Origin of the sequence: Thermoflavimicrobium dichotomicum (genome assembly GCF_900114055.1) — a bacterium.
Classification (GTDB): Bacteria; Bacillota; Bacilli; order Thermoactinomycetales; family Thermoactinomycetaceae; genus Thermoflavimicrobium; species Thermoflavimicrobium dichotomicum.
Genome location: NZ_FORR01000015.1, coordinates 1 through 21,286, shown reverse-complemented (window position 1 = coordinate 21,286; position 21,286 = coordinate 1). Strand labels below are relative to the sequence as shown.

Genomic DNA, 21,286 nt, shown 5'->3' with positions numbered 1-21,286 from the left:
AAAAGTACGGTAACTCCAGGGAGTACAGACTTCCTGGAGTTCTACTATGCTTTCACATTCCATTTCATGAAAGTAGAGTTTTTACATAGTTTTCTTTTTGGTGTCAGGCTTCCTTTTCCGTTTCCACTCCTAAGCAAAAGTGGATCATTTGGAAGAAAATCACTTTGTTTTTCTTTATTCTCCCGTTATTATGAAATTAGCCTATGACAAGAAAGGTAGGGAAATCGTCATGAAAACAAATTCAAAAATGTGGTTCCCATTCAATAAACAGAAAACAGCTGCAAGAGTAAATCTTTTCTGTTTTCCTTATGCTGGAGGAAACCCGGTCATCTTTCGTTCATGGCAAACGGAGATGCCTGAATGGATCGAAGTGTTTCCCGTTCATCTTCCGGGGAGAGGGATGCGCATGGCTGAGCCGTCATACACGGATCTTCCTGCTTTGATTCGGGATTTGTCTCAAGCCATACTCCCTTATCTCACCAAGCCGTTTGTTTTCTTTGGACATAGCATGGGTGCACTGGTAAGCTATGAACTGACTCGATATCTGGCTGATCAATATCAGTTACAACCTAATCATTTGATTGTTTCCGCTTTTCGAGCGCCTCAACTGCCAGATCCTATTCCGCCCATTTATCATTTGCCTGATGATGCGTTTACGGATGAACTAGCCAAGATGAACGGCATGCCACAGGAAATTTTGCAAAATGAAGAGATATTGGCTTTGTTTTTACCCATATTGCGCACGGATTTTACTCTGTGTGAAACGTATACATATCGACCAGGCCCCTTATTAAACTGTCCTATCACGGTGTTTGGTGGAAAGAAAGATCCTGAAGTCACCCTTGATCTATTGGTCCCATGGCAACAGCAGACATCTGGTGCGTTTCAACTTCACCTGTTTGATGGCGATCACTTTTTTCTGCATTCATGTGAGAAAGAAGTACTTCAAGTAGTACTGGAGACCGCTATGGAAACTTGCAAAGAGATGAAAGCGTGATGGTCGGGAAGCATAGGCGTGGTTTTTTATAGAGTCATTTCAAAAGTCCCTGGAGCTACAAATCGAATCAATACCCGCTCCGTTTTTCCGACTCGTTCCGACTACGCCCTGCATGGAAGCATCTCAGGGCCGCTCCGAGTCGGAAGCGAGAGAAGCGGGCAAAAGACGCTGCCGCTTCAATGGATATTGCCCGCTTTTTAAATCTCTCGCTTTCCGTCTCTCCGCTGGGTAGGGCTCTTAAGTCACTCGCTTGGAAAAACTCCGCTTATTTTTATACGTAGTTGCGTTGAAATAGCTTGTAGAACAATATCAAAATGAATCATTTTTTCGGAGAGCACAATTGATCTCATTGTGCTCTTTTTCAGGACTTGTTGCTTTCATATTCACGGGATTGTCCAAGAATCGCGTGACGTAAAGGAGTGATACGAATAGATGAAACGGGCACTGAGTGAACGGATCGCTGTTATCACTGGAGCCAGTCATCCAAAAGGAATTGGAACAGCCATCTGTCGTCAACTGGCAAGGATGGGTGCAGATATATTCTTTACATACTGGCAAACTGATGAGGATTGGCCAGAGACTCTTCAAAATGAAATTCGGGGGCTGGGGGTCCGATGTGAGAGTCTTGGTATCGATTTATCGGAACCGGATGCTCCATTTCGACTGCTTGATGCCGTTACTGAGAAATGGGGTATTCCTTCGATCCTCGTTAATAACGCAGCCCACTCCGCTCGGGATGGATATATCGCCCTGGATGCGCAAACGCTGGATGCTCATTATGCCGTAAATGTGAGGGCAGTCTGTCTTCTTTGTGTTGAGTTTGCCCGGCGTTTTCAACAGGCTCATCGATCAAGTGGTCGTATCATCAATATGACATCAGGACAAGCTCTGGGCCCGATGCCCGGTGAATTGGCCTATGTGGCAACAAAAGGTGCCATTTCTGCATTTACCCTTTCTTTGGCGGCGGAATTGGCTCCCATCGGTATTACTGTCAATGCTGTGAATCCAGGTCCCACTGATACAGGATGGATGACGGAAGAAATAAAACAGAAGCTGCTTCCAAAATTTTCGATGGGACGTATTGGGCTTCCAGAGGATGCTGCTCGCTTGGTAGCATTTCTCGCCAGCGATGAAGCAGAATGGATCACAGGTCAGGTGATCCATTCAGAAGGTGGTTTTCTTCGTGTTTGATTTTTCATCATCCGAAGCGGATATTTGAATCGTCCTACTGGAGTTATGCATAAGTTTTTTGAAATATTTAGCCTGGCACTGATCGCTTTTGGGCTCATAACGGTCTGGAAATGTCCATCCTGGCTCGTTGTCTTATTTGGAAGCATAGGAGGTATCATTCTGCAACAGATTTTGTGATACTTGCCTGTAAATGGATTTTTCCAAACAATAAGAGGAATCGGTTCTACCTGACAGTTTGTGATCTCGGGACTGTGGGCAGGAAACCGATTCCTTTGTTTTGTTATGCTCAATTTAAGTTCATGGGGTTTCTCCACTTTTCATTGTAAATTGGTTTGGCTGAAACAGATAACTTTCAAATAAGTAGTATCGGATCGCACGGCTTTTTTGTGAACAAGTCAGGGTTCCAACATAATCGGGGCCCACATCGACATGAATCATTTGCCAGCGTTTATACTCTTCAGGATAAGCTTGGTCTTCCTGAATTTTTGGGTTATTCCAATCCAGGGAAATGGTCAGCTTTTTCAGTGGATAGGAAAGTCCTTTGCCAATGGCTTTAATGTACGCTTCTTTTCTTGTCCATAAGAGAAAAAAATGATCACGTTGTTTCTCTTTCGGAAGTTTCATAAAACATTGTTGCTCTGGTGGGGACATAATATGAGAAACAAGTTCTGTGAAATTAAAATCAGGTTTAATTTGTTCAATATCAATTCCAACAGGGTGATGGGATACTGCCAAAAGGGCACGAGAGCCTGAATGGCTTAGGTTGAAATGAAGAGCAGGCATAGATGGTTCAAGAATCACTGGCTTTCCATGATCCTCTGTACCAAAGATGATTTGTGCCGGAGAAACATTCAGGTAATGGCTTAAAATCCAGCGAACCGCTCCATGTGAAATGATATAGGCGTGCTGATCTTTCTGAAAATGGAATTGCTGCGCCTTATGTTTCTCAGCGGGCGATAATGCATCAAACAGTAGATTCATATCAGACAGAAAGGCGGGAAAATGAATGAGCCATATATGGACTTCGTATTCGGGAAAGGAGGGAAATTCAAAAGAAGGAGAACGAAAAAACATTGTTGCTGTTCCTTTCTTTTAAGGTTGTCTATCATCGATTATACAATATTCACTTATGCTCATGCTGGTAAAGATGGAGAACATCATAGAGGTGAGACTGTTGACAAACCCGGTTTTCCTTTTCCAGTTGAACGACTTCTTGCTCGTATTTAAGCAACGGGAGTGAAACGGAAAAGGAAAACCGGCATATAACAGAAACTTTGTCAACAAGCTGGGATACTTCGTCAACAAGCTGGGTACTTTTGAGCAATTTGTGTCGTAGTTCGTTTTTGAGCGATGGGTATGTTATCATATTGAAAGAGTATACCGAAAAAATGGATTTTTTAGAAGGGAGATTATTGAAATTGAAAAGGCTTTCAGTTTTTTTATTTGTTAGTTCGTTGCTTGTGCTTTCTGGTTGTCAGTTATTATCCAAAAATTCCGAAGCAAAACCGCCCATTGAGGTTCTTCCCAAAAGCGAAAAAGAGGAGACCAAAACAGTCGAAATTCCAAGTCCCAAACCTGCCCAACCTGTTACCACCCCTTCTCCGAACCCTGTCCCAAACCCAAATCCAGTGCCGAATCCATCCCCTGATGTGAGTGATCAGGAAAAAAAAGCATTGGAGGAATTTATTCGGAATTATCACCAGAGTTTTACACAAGCAGTCAATAACAAATCATTTTTGTTGGTAGAAGGCTTTTTTGACCCAAGTGGACCCCATTATCAAGAACAAAAAAAGGTGGTAGAATATTTGGGAAAAAAGGGAGTTTTTGAGATTCACAACAAGACGGAATTGCGTTCATTGACCAAGCCGAATGATAGCACCTATAGAGTGGAGACGTATGATGAGTTTTACATTACCTATGCAGATGGAAAGAAGAGATTCAAAAGTTTTTTAACCACTCATCTGGTGAGAAGGGATGGGAATTCACTAAAGATTCACTCCTTTATCAGTCAGCGGACGTTAACAGATCAACCAGCAAGCTAGAAGCTATTTCAAAACTGATTCATACGTAACAATGGATGAAAATGGGCGGTGTTTTTCCAAGCGATTGACATATGGGCTTACCCAGCGGAGAGACGGAAAGAGAAAGATTAAAAAAGCGGGCAATATCCACTTAATCAGGAGTGTATTTTGCCCGCTTTTCTCGACTCCGGCTCGGAGCGGCCCTGAGATACTTCCTTTTTAGATAGCCCCTTAGGTCCATTGAGACCGTTGACAAACCCAGCATAGAACGGAAACTTTGTCAACAGGCTGCATAGCCCATTTGGGCTATTTTTAAACAAAAAGAAATATAAATGAGAGGAAAGGGGGAATGTGTTTGATAGATTTCATTTCCAGGAAAGGAGGATCATTTTTGTTTTCCTTTATTTTGCTCGGCTTTTTACTGATTATAACGATTTATCTCATTTTCCTTATTCCACGTCGAATGAAGAATATTTCATTAATGACAGCCATGATGGTTGCGATGACCATTGCGATGATATCCAGTTTGTATTTTGGAACGATCTTGGGAGTCATCGCACAGCATCGAATGTTGGAGCCAACCATTTTTGCAGTTATTTATGGAATGTTAGTAGGATATTTTGTTGGGAAACCATTTCATTTACTGGCTGTTTTGGATGGGATGCTGGCTGGCATCATGGGTGGCATGATGGGAGCCATGCTGGGGGTCATGGTACTGAATCAGTCGCCTGAGTGGATTCTCGCTTTGTTAGGTGTGATTTTTTTGCTCATCCTGTTAATCTTGATCCATGGGATCAGTAGGAAAACCGGAAATGAAGAAGGAGTTCCACAGAAATATACATGGTGGGTCATTTTACCAATTGTTTTTTTTATGATAGGGTTTCTTATTTTTTCCAGTGAATCTCGTAGCCATATTGCCAATTGGTGTCAGTTGCCAGGGACTGCGGTCAATCAATTGCCCCCTTTGACAGAAATAAAGGCAGCAGAAAAAAATGGTGTGCAGGAGATCCAAATTCATGTACAAGCCAATGGCTATTTTCCCAATCAAGTGAAAGCCAAAGCCGGAGTTCCTGTCAAGCTGCGATTTATCAATCATGATCCGAGTTCTTGCGCATCAAGCTTGGTAATGGAAAATTTTGGTATTAGACAATTTTTAAAGCAAGGAGAAACAGTGATTGTACTTCCGCCGCAACCACCAGGAACCTATTTATTTCATTGTGAAATGAATATGTTTTCAGGAAAGATCATCGTTGAACCCTAGACAATAAATAAATGGTGATGATTAAAGAGAAGATATCCTCCCGCGTTAGGAGGATATCGATTTGTCATGAAACTTTCTGCCCATGGTTAGAAATGGGCACCATATCTTTCCAGGATCTCATAGGCTTCATCATATCGCTCTTCATTGGTGATGACCGTTACGCAAATGTCTTCCGAATGATAAAAGGGTGAGCCATCCGCCATACCGCTGGCATCGGGATGAGCCGTAGCCAACACACGTAGGTCATTGTTTACAGGCGGCAGTCCGAGAGTAGAAGTGGTCAAGGAATTGGCTTGCCGACGTAATATCCCGTGAATTTCCGCATCCAGATCGGTATCTTTTCCCCCACCAGGCAGTGGGGAAAAACGGTCGACTTGAACAGTAGCAAAACCACGCTTTTTCAGTTCATTTGCTGCGGCTTCGGCTTTATCCATGGTATGAAAAAAAGCAAAGATATTTCGTTCTTTCATGAGTTCCTCCCAAAGTTTTTACTTATAATCTGCCCTGGTACTGGCGAAGTTATCAAGGCAGGGTATTGACTTATATTCAAGAATGAAATTTGTATTTTTTGTAAAAGATACAAGGTAAAATAGTCATTTAGCCTTGAAACGGCAACCTTTTCAAGATACAATAAACATGTCTTTCTCATGAAATATAAGCAGAGATGATGTACAGTGACTGGCGATTTCATGTGGAATGAACCACAAGGGAGCTGTACGGATCTGGATGCCGTTCGCCTGGGCGAGAGACTATATATACTTAAAGGTGGGGTAGGTATATATAGTCTCTTTTACTATTTTCAGGAGGCGGTCATAAATGAGTAACCCATTGATTCTGGATGGATTGCGTGTCGCAAAAGAGATTCATCAAAAAACCCAGGAAAGAGCACAGAAGTTACGGAAGCAGGGGATTGTTCCTTGCTTGGCAACGGTATTGGTAGGAGACAATCCTTCATCTCATACATATGTTCGGATGAAGGCAAAAGCATGTGAAAAGTATGGTCTCACTTCGGTCCGCATTCACTTGCCCGAAGAGACAACGACAGAAGAGCTGGTCGCAAAGATTGAAGAACTGAATCGTGATCCTCGCGTTCATGGCATTTTGTTGCAGCATCCTGTGCCATCTCATATTGATGAACGCAAGGCATTTGAGACAATTGATCTGGAAAAGGATGTGGATGGGGTAACCAGCCATGGTTACGGTGAAGTATCCATGGGCTTTGGCCAATATCCTTCTTGTACACCAGCTGGAATTATGGCTATTCTGGATTATTACAAGATACCGATTGAAGGAAAACATGCTGTCGTGATCGGCCGTAGCCCGATCTTGGGCAAACCCGTTTCACAGCTTCTTCTCAATCGAAATGCAACCGTAACCGTATGCCACTCAAGAACCGTTAATCTTCCACATCATGTTTCACAGGCGGATATTGTGGTGGCTGCTGTTGGAAAACCACGCTTCGTCCAGGGGGATTGGATCAAGCCCGGTGCGGTCATTATCGATGCGGGTTATAACAAAGGAAACATCGGGGATGTTGACTTTGAAGCTTGCCTTCCTAAAGCAGGTGCCATTACTCCTGTACCAGGCGGTCCGGGGCCTGTCACCATTGCATTTCTGCTGAAACATACGGTGGATGCAGCAGAAAGAACATTAAACGCCAAGCAACACGTAAAACAGGATCTCGCATAAAAAATAAAATGGCTAAGTCTTCTTGTTTCAGGAAGGCTTAGCCTTTTTTATCACCATTCACTTCGCAAATCCTTCACCCAGCACTTCAATCGAATTGGATATAATCACAAAAGCGGATGGATCCACTTCTTTAACGACTTGTTTCAGTTTGGTGAGCTCGCTTTGGTCGAGTACACACATTAAAATCGGCCGTTGATCGTTGGTATATCCACCAACACCTGAAAGCCTGGTTACACCCCGGTCGATTTCATTTAAAATGACTTGCCGAATATCTTCTTCTTTGTTGGTGATAATCAGAGCCATTTTGCTGTGACTCATGCCAATTTGAACGATGTCAATCACTTTTCCGGAAATGTAGATTCCAACCACAGCGTACAGTGCCTGTTCCAGGCTGAAGACAAATGCAGAAAGGACAACGATCAGCCCATCAATGATCACCATACAGATTCCCAGCGATAGGCCCGTATATTTATGAATGATCTGTCCGACAATTGCTGTGCCACCTGTAGAGCCTTTGCCACGGAAAACAATGCCAAGCCCCAGGCCGATTCCAATCCCGCCAAATAAAGCACCTAACAATGGATTGTGTGTAGCGGGTGCAATTCCCTCCGTTAGATACACGATAAAAGGGAGAAAAGAGGTTCCGACAAGGGTTTTGAGGCTGAAATCTTTACCGAGAAGAACCATCCCCAGAAAGAAGAGAGGAAGATTGAAGGCCCATTGTACGTAAGAAGGCTTCCAACCAAAAACTCCGTATAAAATGGTACTTAAACCACTAATGCCACCTGCTGCGATCTCATTGGGGAGTAGGAATAAGTTAAAAGATAAGGCGATGATGGCTGAACCTGCCAGCACTTCCAGGTATTCGAGTGATAAGATCACTTTTGGCGGAAATGACATGAGTTTGCGATAGAAGGCTGCTCCCATTGTGATCACCCACTTCTATATATTGTTATTTATCCGTTTTATATACTCAACATGTTGCAGTATAACACCAATCAGAAAATAATGTAAACAGTAATGGAGTGATGCTTTACACTGATAGAGCTTTGCAGAAGTATAACCGATTCAAGGGAAATCTATGCCATTGTAAAAAAAGAAGAAGAGAAGAAACCTACTGAAACAGCGGATGGAGAAGAAGAGTAACAGATGAACGGCTGAAGGGGAAAAGCCATAAGTAAATGCGGAAAAGAAAGAGATATGCTAACATACAGTCAGTGGAAAGGAGGGATCTTTTTTGCTGTTCATCGATAATCAAAATATCACGGATCCACGGATCAACTTGGCGATTGAAGAGTATGCCCTTAAATATTTGGACATTGAACAAACGTATTTGCTTTTTTATATCAATGAGCCTTCCATTATTATTGGCAAGCACCAAAATACCGTGGAAGAAATTCATGTCGATTATGTACGTGAACATGGTATTCACGTTGTTCGTCGTTTATCAGGGGGTGGAGCTGTCTACCACGATCTGGGCAATCTGAACTTCAGCTTTATTACCAAGGATGATGGGAAAAGCTTTGCCAATTTCCGCAAGTTTACAGAGCCTGTCATTCAGGCGTTGCATCAGCTTGGAGTACCGGCAGAATTAAGCGGACGCAATGATATATTAGTGGAAGGAAAGAAAATATCGGGGAATGCACAGTTTTCGTCCCGGGGACGAATGTTCAGTCACGGTACCCTCATGTTCGATGTTGATGTGGATCAAGTCGCCAAAGCCCTCCATGTCAAGAAGGAAAAAATCGAGTCGAAGGGAATTAAATCAGTTCGCAGCCGTGTTGCCAACATTCGCGAATTTTTAAAAGAGCCGATGACCATCCAGGAATTCAAGGCCTTTCTCTTGCGCCATATCTTTGCCGAACAAGATTCCATTCCTGAATACAAACTGACCGAAAAAGATTGGGAGAAGATCCATCAGATTTCGAAAGAGCGTTATCAAAACTGGGATTGGAACTACGGCGAATCACCGGAGTTCAATGTGAAAAATGCCAAGCGTTTCCCTATTGGCTCGATCGATATACGACTTGATGTGGGTGAAAAAGGAATCATTCGCCATTGTAAAATTTATGGCGATTTCTTTGGCATTGGCGATGTGGCCGATATTGAAAAGAGACTGACAGGAATCCGTTATGACCGCCAGGATATCGAACAGGCTCTTGCAGGTATGGACTTAACATACTATTTTGGGGATATTTCCAAAGAAGAGTTTTTGGATTTGGTGTATTAAAAAAGGTGGGGAGATAGACCTGCCTTTTTTTCATTTCATCTGCTTCTATCTTTTCACAATGAAAATAAAAAGTAAGAAACATTCTCCCGAAGTAAAAGGAAAATGAGATAAGATAGCGATAAGAAGAAAAAATTGGAAGAAAAGAAGATGCACATTCAATTCATCCGTCATGCTACGCTTATGCTCATGTACCATTGAAAGAAGATATTGGTTGATCCGATTTTCAGCCCGGCAGGTGCGATGCCGCCTACTCCAAATACACCCCAGCAGAGTTTAAGCTCATTGCTCGATATCGATGCTGTCATCGTTACTCATCTACATCGTGATCATTTTGATGAAGTGGCGATTCAAAGACTGGCGAAACATATTTCTGTGTTTTGTCAACTGGCGGACAAAAACAGCCTCATTCAACATGTTTTTACTCAAGTTCTGTCTGTGGATGATCGATGTTATTGGCAGGGAATACAAATCATAAGAACGGGAGGGCAACATGGGACAGGGGAATTGGCTCAAAAAATGGGGCCTGTTTCCGGATTTGTCTTGCAGGTAGAAGAGGAGCCGAGTTTATATATTGTTGGAGATAGTGTTTGTTGCCAAGAAGTAGAGGAAGCACTGCAACAATATCGGCCAGAAATCGCCGTGGTAAACGCCGGAGCAGCGCAATTTTTAGAGGGAGATCCAATTACCATGGATGTTGAAGATCTACTTCAGATGAGTTTGGCTTGCCCCACTTTACAAGTCATTGCCGTTCATATGGAAGCGTGGAATCATTGTCTATTAACTCGAGCCAAGTTGCGAAAGTGGGTGAAAGAGAAAGGGCTATCTGAGCGGATTTGAATCTCTGAAAATGGTGAACAGATGGGATGGAAAAAATGAATATTAATTTCAACCAGCATCAGAAATTTAAGCAATTCATTGAGACGTGTTCACTGGTTGATGAAGCTCATCAGATCGGCGGTCATAGTGATGCTATTGGATGAAAGTGCAAGTGAATTCACACTACGAGCTCAATCAGTTTTTAGAAGAGATTTTGCAATTTGGAAACTATCGTGTGAATTCTCCATTGAAGAAATAGATATAAAGAGAAAGTTGTTACCAATCTGGCAACAACTTTCATTGTAGATAAATGGCTAAGCTAGATAGAGTTTTCCGCACCTCTATCTATCTAAATTATAGACTTCTTTTTTATGCTATGTCAATGCTGATCTTTTTTATTCGACCTAGTACTGGCTAAAGTTAGAAACCAGAATATTTACTTTTTTGTTGCAATCATTCGTATATTAAAAATAGATTAAGTTTTTTGGTATTTGGTATACTTTTGTATGATTTACCGTAACTCCATGTTTTCTTCGCAACATTACACAACCCTACAATACACAAATGTAGAGAACAAACCACAGCTTACTTGAAGTTTTCTCGAAAATAAATTTCACTTGGCTAACCTCTTTATCTGGGTCTTTTTTTAAGGGCTAGTAGCTATAGGTGTGGTGGAGATTGGCCTCAAGGTTTACACGAGCTCTTAAGTACTTACTTTTTTTGAAGAATCTCTATTTAAATTCTTTTTCTTCAAGTAATGCTTTCGCTTTTTTCAGTTCTTTTTATCGCTTTGATGTCCAATTAGATTACGTTGCTAATCTCTCTTTAATAAAGAATTTTCTACATTTGCAATATATCATAAAATACTATATTGAAAATGTTATTTATCTACTTTGTTGACATAAATAAATTTTTATTTTATTATAAAAAGTATAGAGGATCTAGCCCTTAAGGAAAACCGGAATCCTTCTGCCTCCCCAAATGTATATAATTTGTATGTAAATTAAACGAGATTGTATATGTTTGGGGGGGGAGGCCAGAAGGAGGAAGGATATTATGTTTAAGTTTTTCCAGAAGAAAAAAGATAATAAGAAAACTCTAGCTGACATGCTAGAAAAAGATTTGAAAGTGATGTACCAGCAGGGATTTTTTAACGATATATTTAAGGCACATAATGAGGACCCATTTGCTGGTGAAACTTTACAAAAAGAATTTAGAGTACTCGCAAGTCTGGCAAAACAAGAGGCTATCTCATTTTATAGGGATTTTGAGGTGCTTTTAGAAGAGAGCGAGTGCTCACAGATGGAAAAACTTAGGCTGCTTGGCCACAAGGAGTTTGATCCTCAACAAATATTGTCTGAATCTCTTGCAAAAAGACAAGAGATTCAGAAGCAAATCATCCAACAGTCATTTCAATCAGCTGAAAAGTTGATTGAACAAAGAATGGAAGCGAAAAAAGCTTTCCATTTAGCCAAAATCGATTTGGCAGCTCGGATCATACTAAATCAGCAGACACAGGATGCCCAGGAAGAAGTGATGGGCAAAACATTTAGAGCTCAAAACAGACAGCAGTGGTTGAAAGTTATGGCTACTGTTATAATGTATGTGTCTGGAGCAGCATTTGTGTCTGCAGTTCTGAGACCTGCTATCGATTTGTTAGTAGACTGGTGGAACAAGGGGAAAAAATAGTTCCGATAAATGGCCAAGCTAGATTGTCTGGTTTTCCGCTAATGAAAATATTAAAAAAAGTGGCTGATGATCCTCCGAGGCCTTGCAAATTTTGCGAGGCCTTTTTCATGTGTATCCAGCATATATAAGAGTACTACAGAATTTCTAGTCCCAAATTAGAAAATCTGAAACTAACTGCTACTAAAGCAGTGTATAAAAATATGGTTAGACTTAATCATCCCTCGTATACCAGATGCTTCTTTTATGATTTAATGGAGATGAGATGCTTCTGATCTAATTTTATAGATGTAATAGTAAAAATTAGAAAAATCAGGTAAAGTATATTCAAAACATAAAGGAGGATCGAAATGTTAAAGTATAAGGAGTTATTTAACCAATTGATTTCAACATTTGCAAAAACATATCCAACATATAAGGAGAAACACGGAGAAAAACAGGCAAAATTGCTTTATGCGAGAGCAATTCAAAAAAATTTGCTTTTTTTATATGAAAAAGAGCTGGAAGCAATGAGTAAGGAAGAAAGAGAGATAGACCTATCGCAGTTAAAAAAGGTGAAATTGGATGAATTCAGTAAATGGTTAGATCAAAATAGTAATCAGATCAAAGAGATACTGGGGGAGAAAATGTCTAAAGAATTATTGTTAGAGGTTTTAAAAGATGCTTTTGCATTGCATTTTACGCAAGTGATTAAAGATTATTTGGAACGAGAGAAGAATTGAAACTCTTTACGGCTTGATGTAGTCTAGGGTTTCAATTCTTCGCAATTCTTCACCAATGATGATCAAGACGGATTAAATGAAGGCGTTTTTTCCAGATGGTCTTTTTGTAACATTTCGATGAATTTTTCCAGTGCTTTGGACATAAACACATCCTGGCGATAGATCAGTCCGATGGTAACAGAAGCATAGTGTTGCGGAAGGGCGTGAGCGAACAAAGAAACGTCTGGTGATGATGCCAGATATTTGTCTAGCATGGATTTTGTCATGATGCCGATGCCCAGCCCAGCTTGGACACATCCCAAAATGGTGTCAATACTGCTGAATTCCCTAAATGGCCTGGGAATGATCCCTTCTTCGTTGAACCATTTTTCCATGCGAGCCCGATAAGCACAGCCTGTGCCAAATACAAGAAGCGGTTTCTGCCGGACAAGTTGATGGAGATCCGCTTCCTGCTGATTGTTAACGAGAACCAACTCTTCTTGCCAAACCGGAAAATCGACGAGATCAGGATGATGAATCGGACCAGGAACAAAGGCGGCATCTAGTTTGTAATCAATGACACGCTGGACAAGCTCACTGGAAGAATGCGTTTCCAGTGTGCATTCGACCTGTGGATAAGCCTGGCAGTAGGCAGTCAGGAGGGATGGGAGACGGACAGCGGCTGTTGATTCGGTGGAACCGAGAGTGAGAGAGCCGTTCATGACAGCGGATTCGTATTGCACGGCTTTATAAGTTTCATCGAGTAACTGTAGAATCTTTTCCGTATAGGCAAGCAAGGTTTTTCCAGCCGAGGTCATTTGTACACCTCGTCCATGTCGGTAAAAAAGTGGGGTTTGCAATTCTTTTTCGAGCTGCTTGATTCGCATGGTGACATTGGATTGGACATAGTTCAGTTTTTGTGCCGCTTTGGAGATGCTTTGCTCCACAGCAACAGTACGAAATATTTTCAGGTCATGGATATCCACTCTGTTTCTCCTTTCCAGCAAGAGATGGAGTTCCTTTTGCGTTTCACTGCTGCACCATAAAGATGGCAAAGGAACTCTTTCTTTGTAAACAGAAATACATCATTAAAAATGATATCTCTATTCTATTTTATTCATTTTTAATGATGAATGAAACAATTTAAAATAGAACTGGAAGGGAGGAGAACCATGATGGAAGCGAAACGTTGGTGGATATTATTCCTGGCTACATGGGTTCAGGCGAGTGCAACGATGATTACATATGGAGTGGGGCCATTATCGACCTATTGGCAGCAACAAATGGGATTATCCCAGAGTGAAGCAGGGTTTCTGGTTTCCATTGTCAATGCTGGCCCCCTTTTATCCATGATTTGGGTTGGAAAGGAAATGGATCGGCGGGGGGAACGATGGATGTTAGGGATGGGCTTGGTTTTGCTCGGTTGCTTGATGTTTGGGGTTTTATATGTGAAGCAGTATCTGCTTTTAGGTTTGTTGTTAAGTGGAATCGGTTTGTTATATGGTGTGGCTCAACCAGGTGGAACCAAACTGATTGCCACATGGTTTCCGGAAGGAAAGAAAGGGTTGGCGATGGGAATTCGACAAGCTGCGATTCCGATTGGTGGCGGTCTTGCTGGATCTTTGATTGCTACTCTGGCCCCCTCTTATGGAATTTCTGTTGCCATTGCATTTTTGGCTGGCTTTGCCCTAATGAGTGGTATGGTTTTTTTGTTGGGATATCGAGATCAGAGAGGAACAAGGGAGCAAGTAACGTCTTCATTTCTTCCAATGCTTTCTCGCCTGATTCGAAACAAAAATTTATACCCGATTTTGGGAATCGGCATGATGCTGGTTTCAGTGCAGGCCATACTGGTCGCTCATTTCTTCGGGTATTTGACGGAATATTTGGAAATAAACGAGCGGATTGCCGGTTTGTTTTTTGCCATTACTTTTTTGACAGGGGCTATAGGGAGAATTGTTTTGCCCTGGTTATATGATCGACTTGGGATGCGAAATTACTACTATGGGTTACTTTTAACGGCAGGATGTATATGGGTAGGGATGATATTCCTAAGCTCTGTTTCCAAAGAAATATCCGTTGAAGCTCTATTTTGTTTATCTTGTTGGCTGGGTTTTTTTGGATTTGGATGGTACAGTTTTTTTATTTTGGAAATAACAAAGAGGTCAGAAGAACATGCCATTGGTTTGACGGTTGGATATGTTCTGACCTGGAATCAGATCGCTCTAATCATGGCTCCTTGGCTGTTTGGGATATTCGTTGATGGCTTTCATGACTTTTCAAAGGCATGGAACGTTTGGAGTGGCTTCATATTGATCGTTCTGATGGGCTTCGGTATTCAAGCCTGGATCCACACTAAAAAACAAAGCAGAGGTTAATGGGAGTCTATTCTTTAAAAATGGAATCTATTCTCCCGCACTTCGGGATGGGTTCCTACCTCTGTTACGACTTCTGTACCATTACAGCCACTCCGTAAGGAACCCATCTCTTCGCTTTATGATTCGGGAACATTTCAGTCATCCATAGATGGACAGAAAAGCCCAAAGCGGAGTAACATCTGTTTTGGGTTTCGTTTCTATGTTTGCTTCTCTTTTTTCTCCTCCGATTTGTATACGCCATACTTCAATAAATCGATGATTCCGATGAACTCTTTATAAATCGCTTCCATTTGACTCAATCCTTTGTCTGCCTGGGCCTGTAGTTGAGAGACATAGCGGTTTCCAAGGGCCTCCAAAAAGAAGATAAGGGTGTGAATTACTTGATCCTGATTGATGTCTGGCCGAAAACGCGAGCGATCCAGCCCGGAAAACAGAAGGGAGTGTCTGAGTGTATCAAGGTGTTTGATTTTTTCATCAATGTCTGGCTTCAGCTCAGCTGGAATCTCATAAAGAGAGGAAAAAAGGAATTTATATTCCATGGGATGTTTTAAAGATAGTTTGATCTTGATCTTGGCAATTAAGAGTAGCCGTTCAAATAAATCACTCGGTAAGTCTTTGGCTTGATCCAGGACGAGTTTGGTAAAGGTCTCGAGGCAAACTTCGAAAATGTACAAAAACAGGTTTTTCTTATTTTTAAAATAATGAAAGAGTAAACCTTTGGAAATTCCCGCTGACTGAATGATCTGATTGGTGGAAGCTTTTTCATAACCTTTTTCGGCAAACTCTTTTAACGCTGCTTGATAAATCTTTTCACGTTTATCTTCAGGGATTTGGATATCTGTTGGGGACAATTGGACACTTCCTTTCATATCTACTTTATGCACCCAGATGGTGAGCCATGGAGATCACGAAAAACGGTGCGGTTTCCTATTTGATCTGTTTTGATAATGGATTGATTCAAACATCTATTATGTTAACCGGAACGGTTTCATTTTCCAACTCTCTGTAAGTAATTCAGGAAGGAAATTGGAAGGGGGGCAACGTTTTGGGATTGGAATCGATTCCTTTTGAGTTCATAATGAAAAGGGAAAAAATCGGTTTCTTTAAAGAATAAGAAACCGATTTTAAAAATCTATAGAGGCAGATTTCTTTTGCGGAAGATAATGACTCCCAGAGTAAACAGAATCAGTGAAGCAAGAATCAGGCCTATGCATGTAGTTGATAGATGCTCATATTTTCCTGATACGATTTCTTGCGCCCGGAATAATGAGAAAGGAGTCATGTATTGTAGCCATTCAGCTTTATCACTAATTTTGGCGGCTTGATCACAGCCGTAAAAGAGCAGGGTCAGGATCGCTGCTATACCCAAAGTCTTTTTTTCATCATTGAGTAAACTGGAAAAAAGGAAACAGTAGCTACTGATAAATAAAAAGAGTAGAAAACCAATGAGATTGAGTTGGATAAAACGGTCGGGATCCCAATCCGGATTTTCAATGAATAAGGGAGTACCTGTGATCCCGCCCAATGTAGTGAGAAAAGAAATAAGGAAAACCCCAGCGGCAAGTACAAAAGCTTGTGTGGTTGCGACTTGCACCCGGGATGCGGGAGTCGCCAATAAATACGCCATGGAACCGCGATCAACAAGATGAGACATCAAACGTGTCGCCGCAAATATACAGTAAGCCATCATGATGAATAGAAAGAGAAAATTGTAGATATATACAGAGAGGAGGTCATTGAGTGAATGGATTCCATATTGTAAACCGAAAGAGTTACGCAGTTCTTCCGGTAAGTTTTGATAGATTTCATTGATATTGATCTTTTTCGTGATCGTAGGGTACAGGCTGATCATCAGCCATTCGTACAATACCAAAATCAGAGAGAAAGACGCGATGTTTTTCCATTGGGTTCTTAGCATATAAGAGAAAAGGGAAAGATTCATGTTTTATTTCTCCTTTCTTTCGTAGTACTCCAAAAAGATCTCTTCCAAATCAAGTTCGTGGATATCCAGGCTTCTTACCTCATATTTGGCCAATTCACGAATAAAAGCATTGCAATTTCCTTGAATGGACACGATGACACGCTGACCGTTATGGCCAATGATTTCAAATCCCGTATGGATAAATTGATTGGCATTGTTCAAGTCGAAAAATTCGACTTCATAGACTCGACGTTGTTCAGATTGCAAGTCATGAATATTTTTTTCAGCGATCAGGCGGCCATCTTTGATCATTCCGACTCGATCGCAAGTTCGTTGGATTTCAGGGAATATATGAGAGGACATAAAAATGGTTTTTCCTTTATTTTTCTCTTCCAGAATCAGTTCGATAAATACTTGTTGCATGAGTGGATCCAGCCCGGAAGTGGGTTCATCCAGGATCAGGATATCGGGATCATGCATAAAGGCAGCGACAATTCCCAATTTCTGCTTCATCCCTTTGGACATTTTGCGGATCGGGCTTTTGACATCGAGCTGGAACCGTTCAATCAGCTCATCTCTTCGTTCCTTGCTTTTAAGACCGCGCATACCAGCAAGCAGGTTCAAAAATTGAAGGCCATTGGTTCCTTCCAAAAAGGAAATTTCCCCCGGCAAATAGCCGACACGTTTTTGTATAGCGGCAGCATCTCGCCAGCAATCCAGTCCGGCAATTTGACATGAACCTTGATCCGGTTTCATAAAGCCCATCAAGTGGCGAATCGTTGTCGATTTTCCTGCCCCGTTTGGGCCTAGAAACCCATATACTTCTCCTGGCCTTACGGTTAAAGTCACATTAAAAATACCTCTTCCATTTGTAAATTGCTTGGTTAATCCTTGTAGTTCGATCATGAAGAACACTCCCTAGAAGAAAGGATAAAAGGTATCAGCTCGTTGACAAAATATCCTTTATATGCCGGTTTTCCTTTTCCGTTTCACTCCCGCTCTATAAAAACGAGCAAGAAGTCGTTCAACTGGAAAAGGAAAACCAGGTTTGTCAACGGTCTCAGTATTGACCGGTTGGTCTATTGGTTTAGCTATAGTATATAAATGATTGACCAAATGGTCAATAGGATTTTAAAAAAAGAAAAGGGATGAAATGGCAAGCTAAAACTCCAGTTGATTTCCCTTTCTTCATCCTTTAGACTGAAAGAGGCAAACAGGGGGGTGAAATCATTGATGCAAATTCGTTTGGAAGGGCTCCGTTCGGAGTTTTATCGGGAAATTGAACTGATTGCTTCTTTGTTTTTTGAAGAGGTAAAAGTGACAGATTCACTGGAGGAACAGGTACAAGCCGTTCTCCAGTTTCAAATAGAGACAGGAAATCCCGTTTCTGTAGGCGTTACATTGACAGATGAAAAAGGAGAACAAAAATGGCATGCTTCCCATCAGCGTGCCATTGAGGCCTCCGATGAGAAAAGTTACCGGAAGCGGCTCAAGAAAGTGATCAGCTATGCTGTGTTACAGGTGTTGCAGCAGGCGACGGGTGTGATCCAACCTTGGGGGATATTGACAGGGGTTCGTCCTACCAAATTGCTGCACACCATGCTGCTGAACGGGAAAACGATCGAAGAGGCATCCGGGATTTTAGCGCAGGACTATTTGCTACAACCCCACAAGATTGAAATTCTAAAAGAAATCGTGGAACGGCAACATGCCGTTTTGCCTGATCTGTACGAACTGGATCGGAAAGTGAGCCTCTATATCGGCATTCCATTTTGTCCGACCAAGTGCGCATACTGTACCTTCCCAGCCTATGCCATTCGTGGCCGAAACGGTTCGGTGGAAGAGTTTCTGGCGGGATTGCATGAAGAGATCGAAGCGGTGGGATCTTGGTTAAAAGAGCGTAATTTGCCGGTTACGACGATTTACTATGGTGGCGGAACACCCACATCGATCTCGGTTGAGCAGATGGATGCGTTGTTTACGCAAATGAAACGTTGGATTCCATTCTACGATCAAGTGCGGGAGATTACTGTAGAGGCGGGACGACCCGATACACTCGATCCGGAAAAACTGGACTTGCTCAAGCGTTGGCAGATTGATCGGATCAGCATTAATCCCCAAAGCTTCAAGGAAGAGACATTAAAGCTGATCGGACGGCATCATACTGTCAAGGAAACACTGGAGAAATACCAGCTAGCTCGGGAAATGGGAATCGATAACATTAACATGGATTTGATTATCGGGTTACCCAATGAAGGGGTGGCTGAGTTCAAGCAGTCCTTGGAAGTGGTGGAAAGGTTGCGGCCAGAATCGCTGACGGTTCATACGCTATCCTTTAAACGGGGCTCGATCATGACCCAGAATAAAGAGAAATATCGGGTCGCCGAACGGGATGAGGTGGAAGAGATGGTTCGGCTGGCACGGGAATGGACGCAAGCAAACGGATATGTCCCCTATTATCTGTACCGCCAGAAAAACATCCTCGGAAACCAGGAAAATGTCGGCTATGCTTTCCCTGGCCAGGAAAGCTTATACAATATTATCATTATGGAAGAACGGCAAACGATCATTGGATTGGGGTGTGGAGCCGTAAGCAAAATCGTGGCACCACAGACGGGCAAAATCAAGCGCTGGCCCAATCCGAAAGAGCCACAGGCTTATATCAATACCTATCGCCAGCACATCACGGGAAAACTCCAAGCATTGGATGAGGTGTACGGATTTGAAATGCCTATGAGCGTTTAAGTTTACTAGTCTAACAAACAAGGTTGCTGATATGGATCGTCAGCAACCTTTTTTTCGTTCTATCCGTTAGTGAATCAGAAAAAAACTGTCTTTGTTTTTATCTAATAAATCCACCTGAGTAGTTAAGACTATATATAAATTTATTGGCAAATGTTATTGTCTCTTTTCCTGTAAACTCATCTAACTCACCCGAATTGCTATCTCTATAAATATAATCTCCTTCAACAAATTCTTTAGGTCCACGAAACGGATGGTCTGCACTAACATTTCTCAGTGCTTTTCTTAAAAAGGCGTACACTTTTTTTACAAAATCCATCTCAAATTCTTTATCAACTCCGCCAGAATAACACATAGACCAAATAGGTTGCCCTTGATAGTAAACAACTTCTTGACCTACAAAGTAGCTCATTCCAAAATATACATCACGATATAAAAATGGACCCTCTTGGAATTCCAATTGACGTGAACCTTCTAACAAAGGTGTTACAGACGCATTGTCCCCTTGTGATGCATAAGTTGCTTTTTCTGCCTTAATTAAAAAATCTAAAAATTCCCTTGGTAAAAAATCTGTCAAGATATAGATAAAGTTTCACAACCTTTGCTAAAATCATTTTTATTCATTTCCGAGAGGATAAACGTTTAGTAAATTTAGGTTAATTTCGAATTAATAATTATTTATTATATATTGGGATGAAGAACGGATCAACTTTAAGTTTAAGTGTTTATACATTCTCAGAAAAGGTCCCAAAGCATTTGCGGAGGGGATGAAAAATCATTTAATATATTAGTAAATACATAATATGAACCAACTTTCAGCCAGTTGATTTAAAGGATTTGGAAGCGTTCAGGGGAAGTAAAATAAGATGTACGGTTTTTGAGAGGACGAATCAAGTTGCGTAAAATATTAGGTGTCATCTCCATTTTGTTTTCGGTGATGTGTACAGGTCTGCTTGTTTGGATTCACCTGTTTATCTTTGAGAAAAAATTGGACGGAAATATGATTTTTCTGTTACTTCCACTCATTGGTGTAAGTAAGATTCTTTATCTCATTTTCATTGGGTTGATTATTCTCTTTTTTGGTTTAGGTCTGTTTTTACTGATGAAAAAGAAAAAGAATCAAGAAGTGAGTAAGTGAATCCGGTTGCTATATCATATATGAATAATTACGGAAATGCCGCCTGAAAGCCCGCTGGCTTTAGCCGTGAGATAAAAGGTGGTGTTGCTCGGTATCCTTCTGGGGATGCTTAGAGCATCCGTTTTTTAATTTTTTGTTGTAGTTTGAATATTAAATGGATACAGTTATAGTATGAGTCAAGAGTATAGACGAACAAAAACGGCTGTATCATTGATTAACTATCATTTGTCCTGGATATCGCCGTAAGGTACTGGTAAACAAAGTAGAAGAGCGATTGAAGGAAATTGTAGAGCAAATCTGCAAGGAAAATCAGTGGAATATCATAAAATACATAGCTGTCGCCAGTGTTGGAACAATATCATTATTCTTCAAAGGAAATCAGGTTGCTTTTGTACGTAGACGTTTTGCAGCTAAAAGAAAAAAGCTGGGGAAATCGAAAAAGCTTTCTGCCATCAAAAAGTCTAAAAATAAAGAGTCTCGCTGGATGAAAGACCAAAATCATAAAATAAGCCGTC

20 protein-coding genes, 2 pseudogenes and 1 riboswitch are annotated in these 21,286 nt (G+C 41.3%); of the genes and pseudogenes, 14 read left to right on the top strand and 8 right to left on the bottom strand.

Annotated elements, in window-relative coordinates:
- The first annotated feature begins 229 nt into the window (after positions 1 to 229).
- A complete protein-coding gene (locus BMZ78_RS13630; RefSeq protein ID WP_093231016.1) occupies positions 230 to 997 on the top strand; it encodes a thioesterase II family protein in 768 nt (255 codons plus the stop codon).
- A gap of 432 nt (positions 998 to 1,429) precedes the next feature.
- Entirely contained in the window at positions 1,430 to 2,188 is a 759-nt protein-coding gene (locus BMZ78_RS13625) for an SDR family oxidoreductase (RefSeq protein ID WP_093230993.1), read from the top strand.
- Between the two features lie 297 nt (positions 2,189 to 2,485).
- Here the strand turns inward: BMZ78_RS13625 and BMZ78_RS13620 are convergent, their stop codons facing one another.
- On the bottom strand, positions 2,486 to 3,262 hold the full coding sequence (locus BMZ78_RS13620) for a 4'-phosphopantetheinyl transferase family protein (RefSeq protein ID WP_093230992.1): 777 nt from the start codon (positions 3,260 to 3,262) through the stop codon (positions 2,486 to 2,488).
- Between the two features lie 344 nt (positions 3,263 to 3,606).
- On the opposite strand from BMZ78_RS13620, the gene BMZ78_RS13615 reads away from it, so the two are divergent.
- Together BMZ78_RS13615 and BMZ78_RS13610 are read left to right on the top strand one after the other, a co-directional pair.
- Complete coding sequence (locus BMZ78_RS13615) at positions 3,607 to 4,230, top strand: TcaA NTF2-like domain-containing protein (RefSeq protein WP_139203329.1); 624 nt, start codon at positions 3,607 to 3,609, stop codon at positions 4,228 to 4,230.
- A gap of 370 nt (positions 4,231 to 4,600) precedes the next feature.
- On the top strand, positions 4,601 to 5,470 hold the full coding sequence (locus tag BMZ78_RS13610; protein ID WP_175482479.1) for a cupredoxin domain-containing protein: 870 nt from the start codon (positions 4,601 to 4,603) through the stop codon (positions 5,468 to 5,470).
- An 86-nt stretch (positions 5,471 to 5,556) separates the two neighbouring features.
- On the opposite strand, the gene BMZ78_RS13605 is transcribed toward BMZ78_RS13610, so the two are convergent.
- Positions 5,557 to 5,940, bottom strand: a complete 384-nt coding sequence (locus BMZ78_RS13605; RefSeq protein ID WP_093230989.1) for a hypothetical protein — start codon at positions 5,938 to 5,940, stop codon at positions 5,557 to 5,559.
- 194 nt (positions 5,941 to 6,134) lie between these two features.
- A riboswitch (ZMP/ZTP riboswitch) is annotated at positions 6,135 to 6,220 on the top strand.
- Positions 6,221 to 6,286: 66 nt separating this feature from the next.
- On the opposite strand from BMZ78_RS13605, the gene BMZ78_RS13600 reads away from it, so the two are divergent.
- Entirely contained in the window at positions 6,287 to 7,159 is an 873-nt protein-coding gene (locus BMZ78_RS13600) for a bifunctional 5,10-methylenetetrahydrofolate dehydrogenase/5,10-methenyltetrahydrofolate cyclohydrolase (RefSeq protein ID WP_093230988.1), read from the top strand.
- A 57-nt stretch (positions 7,160 to 7,216) separates the two neighbouring features.
- Here BMZ78_RS13600 and BMZ78_RS13595 read toward each other — a convergent pair whose 3' ends face one another.
- Entirely contained in the window at positions 7,217 to 8,086 is an 870-nt protein-coding gene (locus tag BMZ78_RS13595) for a YitT family protein (RefSeq protein WP_175482478.1), read from the bottom strand.
- 310 nt (positions 8,087 to 8,396) lie between these two features.
- On the opposite strand from BMZ78_RS13595, the gene lplA reads away from it, so the two are divergent.
- The 4 genes from lplA (at position 8,397) to BMZ78_RS13575 (ending at position 12,613) form a co-directional block, all read left to right on the top strand.
- Positions 8,397 to 9,389 carry a lipoate--protein ligase gene (gene lplA / locus BMZ78_RS13590; protein ID WP_093230987.1) on the top strand — a complete coding sequence of 331 codons (993 nt, stop codon included), beginning with the start codon at positions 8,397 to 8,399 and terminating at the stop codon, positions 9,387 to 9,389.
- Between the two features lie 207 nt (positions 9,390 to 9,596).
- Positions 9,597 to 10,226 (top strand): MBL fold metallo-hydrolase, encoded by a 630-nt coding sequence (locus BMZ78_RS13585; protein ID WP_245739862.1) that lies wholly within the window; start codon positions 9,597 to 9,599, stop codon positions 10,224 to 10,226.
- Positions 10,227 to 11,261: 1,035 nt separating this feature from the next.
- Positions 11,262 to 11,894, top strand: coding sequence for a hypothetical protein (locus BMZ78_RS13580; protein WP_093230986.1), 633 nt, complete (start codon positions 11,262 to 11,264; stop codon positions 11,892 to 11,894).
- Between the two features lie 347 nt (positions 11,895 to 12,241).
- Positions 12,242 to 12,613, top strand: coding sequence for a hypothetical protein (locus BMZ78_RS13575; RefSeq protein WP_093230985.1), 372 nt, complete (start codon positions 12,242 to 12,244; stop codon positions 12,611 to 12,613).
- A 62-nt stretch (positions 12,614 to 12,675) separates the two neighbouring features.
- Here the strand turns inward: BMZ78_RS13575 and BMZ78_RS13570 are convergent, their stop codons facing one another.
- Positions 12,676 to 13,578, bottom strand: coding sequence for a LysR family transcriptional regulator (locus BMZ78_RS13570; protein WP_093230984.1), 903 nt, complete (start codon positions 13,576 to 13,578; stop codon positions 12,676 to 12,678).
- 186 nt (positions 13,579 to 13,764) lie between these two features.
- Between BMZ78_RS13570 and BMZ78_RS13565 the strand changes: the two genes are divergently transcribed.
- Positions 13,765 to 14,970 (top strand): MFS transporter, encoded by a 1,206-nt coding sequence (locus BMZ78_RS13565; RefSeq protein ID WP_175482477.1) that lies wholly within the window; start codon positions 13,765 to 13,767, stop codon positions 14,968 to 14,970.
- Between the two features lie 197 nt (positions 14,971 to 15,167).
- Here BMZ78_RS13565 and BMZ78_RS13560 read toward each other — a convergent pair whose 3' ends face one another.
- The 3 genes from BMZ78_RS13560 to BMZ78_RS13550 all read right to left on the bottom strand — a co-directional run bounded on the left by BMZ78_RS13560 (position 15,168) and on the right by BMZ78_RS13550 (position 17,797).
- On the bottom strand, positions 15,168 to 15,821 hold the full coding sequence (locus BMZ78_RS13560) for a TetR/AcrR family transcriptional regulator (protein ID WP_175482476.1): 654 nt from the start codon (positions 15,819 to 15,821) through the stop codon (positions 15,168 to 15,170).
- Positions 15,822 to 16,102: 281 nt separating this feature from the next.
- A complete protein-coding gene (locus BMZ78_RS13555) occupies positions 16,103 to 16,912 on the bottom strand; it encodes an ABC-2 transporter permease (RefSeq protein WP_093230981.1) in 810 nt (269 codons plus the stop codon).
- 3 nt (positions 16,913 to 16,915) lie between these two features.
- Positions 16,916 to 17,797, bottom strand: coding sequence for an ABC transporter ATP-binding protein (locus BMZ78_RS13550; RefSeq protein ID WP_093230980.1), 882 nt, complete (start codon positions 17,795 to 17,797; stop codon positions 16,916 to 16,918).
- 327 nt (positions 17,798 to 18,124) lie between these two features.
- Here BMZ78_RS13550 and BMZ78_RS13545 point away from each other — a divergent pair, with 327 nt between their 5' ends.
- Positions 18,125 to 19,636, top strand: coding sequence for a coproporphyrinogen III oxidase (locus tag BMZ78_RS13545; RefSeq protein ID WP_093230979.1), 1,512 nt, complete (start codon positions 18,125 to 18,127; stop codon positions 19,634 to 19,636).
- Between the two features lie 97 nt (positions 19,637 to 19,733).
- Here the strand turns inward: BMZ78_RS13545 and BMZ78_RS13540 are convergent, their stop codons facing one another.
- On the bottom strand, positions 19,734 to 20,210 hold the full coding sequence (locus BMZ78_RS13540; protein ID WP_093230978.1) for a DUF5680 domain-containing protein: 477 nt from the start codon (positions 20,208 to 20,210) through the stop codon (positions 19,734 to 19,736).
- Positions 20,211 to 20,528: 318 nt separating this feature from the next.
- Here BMZ78_RS13540 and BMZ78_RS13535 point away from each other — a divergent pair, with 318 nt between their 5' ends.
- The 3 genes and pseudogenes from BMZ78_RS13535 to BMZ78_RS13530 form a co-directional block, all read left to right on the top strand.
- Positions 20,529 to 20,771, top strand: coding sequence for a hypothetical protein (locus BMZ78_RS13535; protein ID WP_093230977.1), 243 nt, complete (start codon positions 20,529 to 20,531; stop codon positions 20,769 to 20,771).
- A 171-nt stretch (positions 20,772 to 20,942) separates the two neighbouring features.
- A pseudogene (locus BMZ78_RS18865) lies at positions 20,943 to 21,078 on the top strand (transposase); the annotation flags it as partial.
- 15 nt (positions 21,079 to 21,093) lie between these two features.
- A pseudogene (locus BMZ78_RS13530) lies at positions 21,094 to 21,286 on the top strand (RNA-guided endonuclease TnpB family protein); the annotation flags it as partial.

What these genes read in the sequence shown, in the direction of transcription:
- BMZ78_RS13630 (WP_093231016.1), top strand. Translation starts at nt 230, where the DNA reads ATGAAAACAAATTCAAAAATGTGGTTCCCATTCAATAAACAGAAAACA.
- BMZ78_RS13625 (WP_093230993.1), top strand. Translation starts at nt 1,430, where the DNA reads ATGAAACGGGCACTGAGTGAACGGATCGCTGTTATCACTGGAGCCAGT.
- BMZ78_RS13620 (WP_093230992.1), bottom strand. Translation starts at nt 3,262, where the DNA reads ATGTTTTTTCGTTCTCCTTCTTTTGAATTTCCCTCCTTTCCCGAATAC.
- BMZ78_RS13605 (WP_093230989.1), bottom strand. Translation starts at nt 5,940, where the DNA reads ATGAAAGAACGAAATATCTTTGCTTTTTTTCATACCATGGATAAAGCC.
- BMZ78_RS13600 (WP_093230988.1), top strand. Translation starts at nt 6,287, where the DNA reads ATGAGTAACCCATTGATTCTGGATGGATTGCGTGTCGCAAAAGAGATT.
- BMZ78_RS13595 (WP_175482478.1), bottom strand. Translation starts at nt 8,086, where the DNA reads ATGGGAGCAGCCTTCTATCGCAAACTCATGTCATTTCCGCCAAAAGTG.
- BMZ78_RS13580 (WP_093230986.1), top strand. Translation starts at nt 11,262, where the DNA reads ATGTTTAAGTTTTTCCAGAAGAAAAAAGATAATAAGAAAACTCTAGCT.
- BMZ78_RS13575 (WP_093230985.1), top strand. Translation starts at nt 12,242, where the DNA reads ATGTTAAAGTATAAGGAGTTATTTAACCAATTGATTTCAACATTTGCA.
- BMZ78_RS13565 (WP_175482477.1), top strand. Translation starts at nt 13,765, where the DNA reads ATGATGGAAGCGAAACGTTGGTGGATATTATTCCTGGCTACATGGGTT.
- BMZ78_RS13555 (WP_093230981.1), bottom strand. Translation starts at nt 16,912, where the DNA reads ATGAATCTTTCCCTTTTCTCTTATATGCTAAGAACCCAATGGAAAAAC.
- BMZ78_RS13550 (WP_093230980.1), bottom strand. Translation starts at nt 17,797, where the DNA reads ATGATCGAACTACAAGGATTAACCAAGCAATTTACAAATGGAAGAGGT.
- BMZ78_RS13545 (WP_093230979.1), top strand. Translation starts at nt 18,125, where the DNA reads ATGCAAATTCGTTTGGAAGGGCTCCGTTCGGAGTTTTATCGGGAAATT.